The sequence below is a fragment of the Microbacterium sp. CFBP9034 genome (assembly GCF_034045255.1).
Classification (GTDB): Bacteria; Actinomycetota; Actinomycetes; order Actinomycetales; family Microbacteriaceae; genus Microbacterium.
This window is the reverse complement of sequence record NZ_JAXCWC010000002.1, coordinates 1-12,194: the sequence shown is the minus strand read 5'-3', so window position 1 is coordinate 12,194 and position 12,194 is coordinate 1. Positions and strand designations below refer to the sequence as shown.

At 62.3% G+C, this 12,194-nt stretch carries 6 protein-coding genes; 1 reads left to right on the top strand and 5 read right to left on the bottom strand.

Annotation, left to right across the window (positions count from 1 at the left end):
* The first annotated feature begins 15 nt into the window (after window positions 1-15).
* Window positions 16-318 carry a hypothetical protein gene (locus SOM19_RS11400; RefSeq protein ID WP_320486722.1) on the top strand — a complete coding sequence of 101 codons (303 nt, stop codon included), beginning with the start codon at window positions 16-18 and terminating at the stop codon, window positions 316-318.
* A 47-nt stretch (window positions 319-365) separates the two neighbouring features.
* On the opposite strand, the gene SOM19_RS11395 is transcribed toward SOM19_RS11400, so the two are convergent.
* From SOM19_RS11395 to pglX (SOM19_RS11375), 5 genes are all read right to left on the bottom strand, one after another.
* The gene (locus tag SOM19_RS11395; protein WP_320486721.1) at window positions 366-1,472 is read right to left on the bottom strand and encodes a protein kinase domain-containing protein; all 1,107 of its coding nucleotides are present in this window, start codon (window positions 1,470-1,472) and stop codon (window positions 366-368) included.
* 161 nt (window positions 1,473-1,633) lie between these two features.
* The gene (brxL, locus tag SOM19_RS11390) at window positions 1,634-3,841 is read right to left on the bottom strand and encodes a BREX system Lon protease-like protein BrxL (protein WP_320486720.1); all 2,208 of its coding nucleotides are present in this window, start codon (window positions 3,839-3,841) and stop codon (window positions 1,634-1,636) included.
* A gap of 14 nt (window positions 3,842-3,855) precedes the next feature.
* Window positions 3,856-6,366 (bottom strand): BREX-1 system phosphatase PglZ type A, encoded by a 2,511-nt coding sequence (gene pglZ, locus SOM19_RS11385; protein WP_320486719.1) that lies wholly within the window; start codon window positions 6,364-6,366, stop codon window positions 3,856-3,858.
* Entirely contained in the window at window positions 6,359-9,844 is a 3,486-nt protein-coding gene (gene pglX / locus SOM19_RS11380) for a BREX-1 system adenine-specific DNA-methyltransferase PglX (RefSeq protein WP_320486718.1), read from the bottom strand. Before pglX (SOM19_RS11380) ends, pglZ begins: the two co-directional genes overlap by 8 nt.
* Before the next feature lie 24 nt (window positions 9,845-9,868).
* Window positions 9,869-12,194: BREX-1 system adenine-specific DNA-methyltransferase PglX (pglX, locus tag SOM19_RS11375; protein WP_320486717.1), on the bottom strand; the 2,326-nt coding region annotated here is incomplete at its 5' end.

Below are 12,194 nucleotides of genomic sequence, written 5' to 3'. Positions count from 1 at the left end.
GAAGCGGAGAGATCCATGGCCAAGAAGACATACCACGACAGCGAACTTGAGCACGTGCCCGCTGTGATGCTCGGCGGACCGATTGACGGGTCACGGTATCGCATGCCCGTCTTTCCGGATGGGGTCGTTCCGACAGCCTTCAGCACACCGTTGCAGCAACCGCACGAGTCGAGCCCCCGCGCGGTGTACCTTCGCGAGGGCGAGGCGCCCGTTGGCGGCTACTACGTGTACTTCTTCGATCGGATCGATGGCTCGGGTGGCGCGCCGGTCCTGCATGCGACACCGGGTCGCAACCGGGAGCGGACCAATCAGGGGTAGCGATCGTCCGTCGACGGGAAGCCTGTTGCAACCACATTGGGACCCAGCTACTTCAACGGCGTGCCGCGGACTACCTGGTTCAGCGGATAGGAGCGAACGTTCTCGGCGCCACGAGTCGACTCGTGCTTCACGAGGATGTTGCCGGGGCGCTTCGTGTCGACACCGACGACGACCCCGGTCCAGTCGAGGCCGAGGCGATCGACAACGACGACCCTCGCGCCGACGTTCGCGTTTCCGACCCCCGCCGCTGCTGCCACAGGCGCCGGCTTTAGCCCGACCGGTGCGGCGCGCGCAGGCCGCTCCGCGGGCTGCGGTGGCTTCGGCTGCGCAGGGCGAGCCGCACCAGCGGCCTGCCCCCTACCAGAACCCTTCGAGCTCCCGGCAGGGAGCAGATCGCGAACCTGCTCCAGCGCGGCTGCAGCAGTCGGACGAGCGCGCGGATCGTAGGCCAGCATCGGGGTGATCAGGTCTCGGGGCACATGTTTCAATGACGTGAGCTGGGCGCCCCCACTCATTGCACGGCGCACGGTCTCGTCCTCACCGAAGGGATCCGTGCCCCAGAGATCTGGTAGCCGGACGCCGGCGGCGATCGCGAGAGTAACCCCGAGCTTGAAGACATCAGCTGCGGGCGCGAAATCCCGTTCCTCAACCACCTCATCGAGTTGCTCCGGGGCAAAAAAGCCGGGCGTTCCGCCAAAGCGCCCCTTCTCGTTCGCCTTCGAGACGAGACCGAAGTCAATGAGGCGGGCTCTGCCTGGCTCGAGCATGACGTTGTCGGGCTTGAGATCGAGGTGTACGAGTCCGACATGATGGATGGCCGCGAGAGCCGAGAGGATGTCGTGCGCAAGATCGAGGAGCTGATTCTGGTCCATCGGCCCGACCGTGCCGACCTGCTCGGCAAGGCTTCGCCCGCTGATGAGTTCGGTCGCGAACCAAGGCACGGACCAGCCTGCCCGCGTCTGCTGCGTCGCGGCCTCGAAGACTCCGGGAATGTACGGACTGTCGATCTTGCTGAGGATCCTTGCCTCGAGGAGGAAGGCGTTCGCTTCGCTCGCGAGCCAGGCATCGAACCGCGCCGGCGGGATCGGCACCTCATCCGGGGCAGGCGGCAGCATCAGCTTGATGACGCCACGATTGAGTTGTCCGCCAGCCACGCCGACCCGGGTAAGGGAGTGATCTTCCCTCTTCCAGATGGCTCGCCACGTCGTGCCCTGGCCTCCGCGCCCCAGCGGCTCCGTAAGCTCCCAGTTACCGACCTGTCGCCCTCGGATAACCTCCTGGAGCGCGGCCTGTGCGGGATGCAGACCTGCCACCGTCAAGCACCTTCGATCGGCGTGCGGGCGTAGGTGAAGGTCGTATCAGACTTGATGCGCCGGAATTCCTGCCGAGCCTCCGCGATCGCATTCGTCGGAGGCTCCCAGATGTCGAGACCCTTTCCGAGCAGAATCCTCCAGCCGTGGTCGGTGACGATTGAACGGTCGTGGATGCCATCGACGAGACGGATGTCGAGGTTGACGCCGAAGCTCAGTGCAGCTTCGCGCAAAGCGACGAGGCGCTCGAGCTGGTCCTTCTTGAGGTGATCTTTGTCCGTCTGCGTGGTGATGAGTTCGACGACGACCTCATCAGCCGGCCCCTTGGCGAGAGCGATAAGGCCAAGGAGGTCGCCGACGTTACGAACTTGGTGTGGCATCCGAATGTAGGGGTCGACGATCGTGATCTTTGCGGCACCGACGACGTACGGCAAAAGCACGTTCTCGTACGACACGCCCGTCTGTCCAGCTTTGAAGTCTCGAATTCCCTCGAAGAGGGGAGTTGAGGCATCCGGTACGACAGGCGTGTGGCTACCTTCCGGCACGATCGGTAGCGGCGGCGCAAGCGATACGAAAGCATGCGCCTCGTATGCCGGCTCCGGCGGGGTGTAGGTGGGCAGGTCACCGCCAGCGGCACCGGAGCCCGCGGCTTCCACGTCCCAATCGCGGCGATAGAGCTGCGGGTACTGGTTCTCCTCGACCGTGACGACGTCGTGCCAGGCGCCAAGCGAGTCCTGATAACCGAAGCGCGGCGGGTTGTCTCGCATGGTGGCGTCGATACGGAGAATCTGGTCCTTGACGCGCTTGCGGCCCTCGATGGCGTAGGCGAGCAGCTCTTCCATCTCCTCCGGGGTGGCGGTTCCCGTCGGGTGGATGAGCTTCATAAGACCGGAGAAGGTCTTGTTGATGCCGTCGCGATCGCGGGTGGAGATGTCAGAGCCGAGGCTGAAGTGCGCCTGGTACTTGTCAGAGAAGTCCTCGGAGCGCTTGGAGTGGAGGATCTCCGCGAGGTAGTCGACGACGAAGCCATAGCCGTCGGAGAACATCTCTGATCGGATCGGCGAGACTTCCCAGCCGGGAATGTAGTGGTGGATGCGGTCGAGCCACGCCGCGTCGCGGTACGAATCGGGGAGCTCGTCGAAGAGATCGGAATGTTGGAGCATGTAGGGCACGGTGTGCGACGTGTTGCCGATGAAGACCATGGAGGCTTCAGCTCCGAGCGGCTGGTTGCCGCGGTTGAACTGCTTGTTCGCCATGTAGTTCTTCATGATGTTGACCAGGTTCTGGTCGGTACGGCGGTTCGACGCGAACTCGTCGAAGGCAACCACGTCCCAATACCCGACGAGGCCGAGTTTGCCGTTCGCATTGTTGACGAAGAGCTTGGCGACCGTGACTTCGCCGCCGGAGATGAGGGCGCCGTTCGGTGAGAGCTCACTGAACGTGTGCGACTTTCCTGTGCCCTTCGGACCAAGCTCGACGAGGTTGTAGTTGCGCTCGACGAACGGGATGAGCCGGGTGAGCGCGATGAGCTTGCCTCTGGGGCTGAACTGCTCCGGGTTGAGCCCGATGGACTGCACCAGCACGTCGATCCACTCGTCCGTCGTGAACGAGGTGCGCGCCGAGTGGTATCGGTCGAAGTCAACGCCAGCGATCTGGATCGGTTTGAGGCTCGCGAGCACCCACGGCTCGGTCGGACCATCGCTCGGCTGATACTCGATGTCGCAGATGCACCAGACGCCGCCAACGAGCAGCTTCTGGTTGCTCGTGACGGTGTTGGCGTCGATGGGTACGCCTTTGATGTCGAGGTTCTCGAAAGACGCCTCGTAGAAGTCCTGCTTGGTGTTGAGGTCGACAGTGACCCGGTCAATTATCCGGTGCTTGCCCTTCTCGCGGATCGTCGACTGAATGAGCACCTTCTCGTTCCGGTTGACGTAGTGCTCAGCGAGGATGCTGCGCACCATGTCGATGCCGTCCTGGATGGTGTCTTCGTCGTCGGAGGCGGCGTACTGGCCGAGGAGATACTCGAGTACGTATCCGGGCACGACGGCGTTGCCGCGTACCGCTTTGACGAGGTCCTTGCGGACCACGGATCCGGCGAAGAGGTCATTCACCTTCCGATCGAGGTCGGACTCCTCTTCGGTGAAGGCAGGCACATAGACCTCTTCATCCTCGGCCACACCGAGATTGCTAAATGCCTCGTCGAGGTTCGTCATGGATCCTCCTCCCCCTAGAAGTCTGGCGTAGCCGTGATCCGGTTCGTGAACATGTGCTTGTAAGGCACCTGCCACGAATTGCTGTTCGCGCTCGGCTGTTCGAGTCGGAGTTCGACTTGCGCGCCAAGCGGTACTCCAGCGTCGGGGCGGATCTGAAGCTTGACCTCCTGCAGGCGATCGCGCTCATCACCCGACGCGGCGAAGACGATGACCACCTGGTCTGAGATCAAGGCATCGCCGTAGTAGAAGGCAGCGCGGAGCTCACGTGCGTGGGTCCGCTCGCTGATGGGTTCGGACTGCAGCAGGCTGATCCGCACGATCGCGTTTGTCAGCACGTCGCTCTTCGGCTTGATCTGCACGTCGACGGGCCTAACCCCGCTCTTGCCCTTGCGGGTGACGGTGACGACGGGCACGACGACTTCCTGCAACGTCGCGCCACCGTGGACGAAACGATCTGCGGCACCCTGTAGCTTCTGCGTGAGTCGGTAGATCGACTTCGGAATGTGCACCTGCCAGTCGCCGACGAGTCCGAGCTGTGATGACGCGTACGTGTTGAAGGAAGCTGTCTGTTTGAAGTCCTCGCCGAGCAGGAAGCGTCGGTCTCGGTACTTGATGTCACCGTGCGGTTCTTCATCTAGTTTGCTGCCATCGCCGATCTTCGATTCCTGGAAGAGAAACCCGTGATCGCTGGTGACGAGCACGTTCGCGTCGGCGGAGGTGAGATTGCCGATCAGCTTCGTCAGTTCTGCGATGGCGTCTCTCGCCGCCTCGGGCGTGCCAGACTCGGCGCCGAGCTTGTGGCTGCGCTTGTCGATGGTGTCGTGGTACACGTACACAATCTTGTGTTGCTGCAAATAGGGCCGTAGCTCGTCCTTGATTTTCTTCGCGAGCACGTCCTCGGCGCTGATGGCGGTACCGCCGATCGCGTCGAGGATCTTGGTTCGGTTGACGAGGCCGCCGGCCGGCTTCCCGTCGACGACGACGTCGCTTCCCTTGCCCGCAAATCCGATGGTCGTGTGCGGAAGCAAGGACGCCATGCCCAGCTGCGTGTAGCTCGGCAGGGCACCGAGGATGACGTCGAGCTTCGCGTCGTAGGCGATCTTCGTATCGCTCCGCAGTGCAGAGGCGAGCTCGTCGGCGACCTCATAGCGGAGCGCATCGGAGATGACGACGACGACGCGGCGCCCTTGCGAGACAATCGGGTCGACGAACGACTGGTAGAACGATCCCTGTGGCCGGTAGGCGACTGACTTCCACGACTGAACTGCATCGATCTGCTTTTGCCACTCGGTCGCGAGCGGAAAGACGTATTTGTTTGTGTAGAAGAGCTCGACCTGCTCGACGAGTGGGGCGAGCTGATCGGCATGCTCGGTGGCGTGGGTGGCGAGAAGGAACTGTCGGTAACGCTGGTCGATGCGGTACCAGCGGTCCTTGTACTTCGAGAGCCCGTCGTCGAAGTCAGCAATTGCGACGCTTAGTGTGCTGATGTCATGCAGCAGTTCGGCGGCGGAACGGATCGCGGTGTAGAGGGCGCGGATTGACGGGTCGAGCGTGTACCAGAAGGTGGTCTGGCGGGCCCTCTCCGCTTCCTGTAGGTCGCGGACGGTGAGGCTCTGGTTGCTGACGCCGAGCGCGAGGTCGCCGATGATCTTCCAGTCGATCGCCTCGAAGGCATCGGAACTGAGCAGCTCGTCGTAGTGGCGATCGGCGATCTGGGCTTCGACGCCGAGGTCGCGCTCGACGCGGCGGGCAAGCGCTGCCATTGCCTCACGGCTTCGGACATCGTTCCGCCACGCGCTGTAATCGTGCCGAAGCCCGACTCGAGCGGAACCGAAGTCGGCATTCGCGTGTGTGAACACCCACTCGACGAAGTCGCCGACCTTCGGGTTCGCCGACTCGTAACCGTAGATTCCTTTGGCCCCTTCCCAGTAGAAGTCAGTCAATCCGTAGGAGAAGAGCGCGTCGTAGCCGTTCGACGATCCAGCGGCATTCTCGATGAGCAGAGCACGGGTCAGCTCACCGAAGCTGTGCGCCTTGACCCCGAGCGCCACTGCACTCATCTTTGCGCGGAGCATCTTGCGGTCGTCTTCGGCGCTGAGTAGACCCTTGAGCTTTGCCTTGCGATCGGCGCTGTTGAAGAACTTCGGATGCTGAGCGACGACCGGTTGGAGGGAGAGCGGAAGGCCGAGGTCTTGCGCGTCCATCGAGGCACGATCAGCGGTGAAGACGCCGTAGGCGAGTTCGAGGTCCCAAAGCCAGTTGCCAATGCCGTCGGGGATGCCGCCCTTGCGGTAGACGATGAAGGCCTGGTTCGGCTGCTCCGTGAGCAGCCGATATTTGACCGCATACTCGTCACGGTCGACCCGGATGACCTCAACACCGTCGAGTTCCGCCTCGAGCTGGTCGAGATCGGCCTCGTACTCGCCCTCCGGGTCGTGCCAGAAGGCGATGTGACGATCACCAGCCTTACGTCCGCTCGCGAAGCGCTCAGCGAGTCCGTTCTTGAGTACGCCGAGGTCACTCACCGCCGCTGCCCTTCTTGAGACCGATGTCTTTCAGTGCAGCGCCGAGCATCTGGTAGTTGACGAGTACGCCGTCGTCGAGGTCGAGGGCGATCTGTTGGCCGGCGAGCGGGAAGAGCACGTCGTGCTCGTAGTCGCGGAGCTCGACGAGAACCTTTCGGATGCGGTCGGCCTCCTTCAGCGCTGCCGCTACTTCACGAGGGGACACGCCACCCATCCCGGCCGCGACGCGCTCCTGGTGCTCGAGGTTGGCCTCAAGCTTGCCGATGAACTCGCGCAAGTATCCGGTGAGCACCGTCGAGGCGGTCGACGGGCTGTAACGGTGCAGGTAGATGAGCGCGCTGAATGATCCCTTCGGACTGCGGAACAGCCAATAGATCGGGCGCTTCTTGTACCGCTTCACATGGTCGTCATAGAACGATTTAACGAAGTAGTCGCGGATGTCCTTCACACCGAGCGACTCGGTGACGAAGCTGAGGTTCTCCTCGAAATGTTCCTCACCGAACGCCGCACGAAGGAACGTGCGGAAGCGGGCGGCGATGTCGTCTTCGAACCAGTCGCCATCGACGATAGGGATGACGTTGTCCATGTCCGGCATGAACGACGGCGCAGGGACCCTCGCCAGATAGTCCTGGAGCGTGCTCCCCTGGTTCGCGAGGATCAGCCCCGGCTCATCGAGGCTGTACCGCCCGAACATGCAGCCAACAGCGTAGGAAGTCAGATCACGAACCGCATCACCGAGTGACAGTCGCTCGTAATCTGCCTGTGCCGCCGACGGATAGCGGAAGGCGGGGTCAGCGAACAATGAGGTAGTCGTACGCGTTGCGGTCGCCGACGGTGCGAGCCCGTATGCCACCGCGATGACGTCGTCGTTACGCCTCTCAAGCTCGGTGACTTGTTCAGTACGTCTGGTTGAAGCCGCCCAGAGCGTCCCCCAACCCTGCTCCACAGAAGCGTCCGTCCGCAGTCGCGACGAGGCGAATCCCCAGGAAAGTTCCTGTTCGTTCCAGTCTTCTGTTGAGAGCGCGACCAACTGGTCGATGTGCGACAGATCGATCGACTCGAAGTCTTGTGCCACTGGAAGGTTACTGAGGTTGCCTAGGCGGAAGTCGAGGGTCGGGCTGAGGGCGCCGAGAAACGGCAATGCAACGCGACTGTTCAAGAAGGCAAGGGCGAACTTAAGCACCTCGGGAGACCCGAACCCCGACGGTCCGGTCGAGTCGAAACCTAGGCCCCGCCCGTAGTATCGCAGAGAGAAGTTGCTGCCCGCGATCCGAGTCCAGGACACAGACTCGCGGAAGAAGTACTGGGTGTTTTGAGGTCTGGCCCTGGGAGACGCCTTGATCTCCGCGCCGTCATTCGACCAGTCAACGACGTACTCCTCGTTGCCTGCCCACCGCCGAAACGGCCCACCCTTCTTGTACGGCAGCCAGTTTCGCACCCCGCTGGGCCGGGATAGGCCAATGGACGTGCGGTCTTGAGACACCTCCCACCAGCGACGAAGGAACCGCTCGTTTTCGCCCGTATTGATCCCCTCACGGAGCTCGATCACTTCCCCGAGCCGGTGTCCTTGGCCGAAAGCATCTACCTGCTCGTCATCGAGTCTGTAGGCCAGTACCCCCCCGGGAACTGTAGAAAAGTCTCGAAGCGAATGAAGGTGAACCTGTGGTGCACGCGCAGCGCGCAGCATCTGCCGTGCCGCGTCAGCCATCGCAGCCTCCCCGTAGAAGCCGGTCAGGTCGATGAACGGGGCCACCGCATCCGGTGAGCCAGCACGGTTCCACACCCACGCGACGGTCGAGACGACCTCGCCACCGATGGTGTCAAACGCCCCGGACCCGAGATGGATAAGTGAGCTCATCCGGCTAGATGCCACATATCGCTCGCGCAACGACCGGAAGCTGGGCAGGAACATCCACGACTGCATGGAGATCATCCCGATCGCTCCGAGCGGCGCCACAAGGTGCCAGCACCGCTCGATGAACATGGCAAACAAGTCCGACTTCGAGTCCCGATATTCGGAAGCCGAAAAAGCAGCTAGGTCTGCTCCCATCGTTCCCGCCCCCATATATGGGGGGTTCGCTACCGCGATCGAATACGGCTGGGACAGATACCCGGTCTGCCTGAGTACCGCGCCAGCCTTCTGAAGAGTCTTGCCATGGAGCAGATCACCGTTGGCTTCAGCACCCTCGATCGCCGCTTTGAGTGGTGCGATGAGTTGCTCGTTGGGTTGGATGAGCGAGCCGAAGGTGTCGGCGTGCTCGAAGGCATTCCAGAACTCGTCAACGTCGCTGCGGACAACGTTCACACCGTTCGCAAGCGACCAGAGGTAGTCGAGCTCCGCAGGCTCGAAGTGGATGTTCTCCAGGACACGAATGTTCGGCTGGATGGGGTTCTTCAGGAAGAGCTTGCGTCGCGCGGCGGCCTTCATCGTGAGAGCGAAGGCGGCGAGAGCGCCGGCGCGGGGGTCGATCTCGGTGCCGTAGAGGTTGTGCTGCAGGATCAGCCCGGGGATCTCGGCGGGGTCGTAGCCCTTCTCCGTGTAGATCGCGTAGAGCAGGTCGAAGGCGTAGGTGAGCATGTGGCCCGATCCGACGGCCGGGTCGATGATCTTCAGCTCCTCCGGCTTTGCGATCTGGAGGAAGTCCGTCTCCTCGTCGACGGGCTTGATGTAGTACTCCATCCGCTCCGCCAGGCGAGAGGACGGGTTGTTCAGCAGCCAGAGGCGCCCGAGCGAGTTCTCCACGAGGTAGCGCACGATCCAGTGCGGCGTGAAGAGCTGGGTTGCTGCGGGGATCTCGGCGGCGCCGGCCTTCTTGTTCTTCTTGAATCCGTCGAAGACCTCGTCTTTCCGCTCCGAGATGTAGAACTGGTAAAGCCATCCGATCACCTCGACGTCGCGGCATACGTCCTCGGTGAGGGTCTTCACCGCGCGGTCGCGTACCGAGTCAACGGCAAGCAGCGCCGCCGGAATGAGCAGCTCGGTGTAATCGCCCTCGCGCTCGAACATGAACGGCATCGCTTTGTGCCAGGAACGGCAGTACGCCTCGAGGAGCAGGCCGTAGGCCTCCCCGTCGGGGTCTTGGCTCGGGCGGGTTCGATTGAAAAGCGCAGTGATCGTCTCCTGCGTCTTCGCCGGCACGACGGAGCTGTCAAAGGAGCCCGCCTTCGCCTCGGCGAGCACCTCTGGTTGACCGGTCGTGCGGCCCGCTTCGGGCGAGACGATGGCGGATGGGGTGTAACGGTTGGCATCCATGAAGCGCAGCGCGATGATCCGGTTGAACCAGGTGTACGCCACCCGGTCGACCACCTGGTCGCGACCATCCCTGGCAATCGCCCCCTCCAGATTGCGAACCGCCGCATGCGACTCGACCCGGGCAAGCGAGTTCTCCTCGAGGACGACAGTGACCCGCGCGCCAACCTCCTTCATCAGATCGGTGCGCGCCCTCGTGGCGAAGGACTTCAGCGGTGCAGTCTCCATCAGCGCGTGATCCGCTCTCCGAGGTCATTCACTGTTCGCGCCTTTCGTCAGCCCGATGTCTTTGAGAGCGGGCCGGAGCTTCTGGTAGTTGACGAGGACGCCGTTGTCGAGGTCGAGGGCGATCTGCTGACCTGCAAGTGGAAAGAGCACGTCGTGCTCGTAGTCGCGGAGCTCGACGAGCACCTTGCGGATGCGGTCGGCCTCCTTCAGCGCGGTCGCGACATCGCGAGTCGACGCTCCGCCCATGCCGGCGGCGACGCGCGCCTGGTGCTCCAAGTTGGCCTCCAGCTTGCCGATGAACTCTCTCAGGTACCCGGTGAGCACGGTGGACGCCGTCGAAGGGTTATAGCGATGCAGGTAGATCAGAGCGTTGAACGAGCCCCTCGGGCTGCGGAAGAGCCAGTAGATCGGGCGCTTCTTGTACCGCTTGACATGGTCGTCGTAGAACGACTTCACGAAGTAGTCGCGGACGTCCTTCACTCCGAGCGATTCGGTAACAAAGCGCAGGTTCTCCTCGAAGTGCTCCTCACCGAAGGCAACGCGAAGGAACGTGCGGAACCGAGCGACGATATCATCCTCGAACCAATCGCCGTCGACGATCGGGATCACGTTGTCCTGGTCCGGCATGAACGACGGGTTGGGTACCTTCGCGAGGTAATCCTGAAGCGTGCTCTCCTGGTCCGCCAAGATCAGTCCTGGCTCGTCCAAGCTGTACCGCCCCAACATGCAGCCAACGGCATAGGAGACGAGGTCGAGTACCGCCGCAACCGAGGCAGCGTGGCGCGCGGCGTCCGGGGCAGCCGACCCAAACCGGCTGAGGTAGTTGGCGCTGAGCGCGACATTCTGGATTGGAATTTCTGGACTGAGCGATTCCTCCAGGCCGTACACAACGGCGAACTGCCTGTTGAGGCTCTCTTCCAGTTCGCGCGCGATTGATGTGGCCTGCTCGCCCACCGCTATTGCACTCTCAATTGCTTGTTTCACGGTGGTCTTAGGGTGCTCGAAGAGGGTTAGGCGAGCGAAGTCCCACGAGCGCTCGTCACGATTCCAGTCCGTCCGGTATATCTCGATTAACCGCTCCACAATGCCTTCGATCTCGTCCGAGGAGCGCACCCGAACGGGTAGCTCCGCGATCGTGCCGACTTCAAGGTTCATCGAGGTTGACGATGCGCGGAGCATTTCGCGCGCCACAACGGAGTTACCGAACGCCAGTGCAGACAGCAATGTCGAGTGATCTATCGCGAAGATTGACGTGCCCGCCACATCAAACAGGAAACCGGCCGGGAAGTAGCGGAACGCGGGTTCGGCTGTTCCCACTTTCGACCAGGACGCCGACTCGCAGAAGTAGTACTGAGGGCTGCGTATGACTGACTTGGGTCGCTCCGCCATCAGCTCCCGTCCGTCGTCTTCCCAATTGACGACATACTCCTGGTTTCCGTACCAGCGCCGGAACGAACCACCTTTGTTGTATGGAAACCACTTTCGCCCGCTCTCCGCGGCCGCCTCTCTACTAGGTAGGGCAAGCCCAAGCCGCGCCGCGCCGACCTCAGTCCAAAGGCGAAGGAACCGTCCATTGTCGGCGGTAGCCATCCCCTGTCTCGGATCTGCGACATCAGCCAAGCGCTGGCCGCCCGCGAAAGCAGCCAGTAGGGCCGGGCTCATCCAGTAGCTCAACGTCCAACCGGGGACCTGCGCGACCTGGCCACCACTCAACTCAAATCGGATTTCGGAGTCCGCAGTGGCTGCTGTTTCGAGGAGTGCCGCGTTCTTCGAATTCTCGTTCGGGAGGTCGTCCAGTTTGATGAAGACTCCGGCGGTATCGCGGTCCTCCACGGCTGCAAGAATGAAAGCCGAAGTCGAAACCACAGCCCCTGCGATCGACTCGAAGGCCCCGGTCCCGAAGTGAGCCACCACTCTCACGGCAGTGGCGCTCACGAGCTTCTTCCGGAGCTCCTCAAAGCTTGAAAGGAACATCCATGACTGCATCGTGATCATCGCGACGTGGCCACCACGCTTGGTCAGCTCGCCGGACCGTTCAATGAACATCGCGAAGAGATCTGACTTCGAGTCCGGGAATCGGTCTCTTGCGAAGGCGGACAGCCTGGGTGCCATGTTCTTGCCACCCATATACGGTGGGTTGGCGATGGCCACGGAGTACCGCTGCGTGAGGTACTCCGCCTGCTCGATCGCGCGGCGGGCGCTCGCTAACGTGGCGCCGTGCACGAATTCGTCGACACCCTCGACCGCCGCCTTGAGTGGTGCGATGAGTTGCTCGTTGGGTTGGATGAGCGAGCCGAAGGTGTCGGCGTGCTCGAAGGCATTCCAGAACTCGTCAACGTCGCTGCGGACA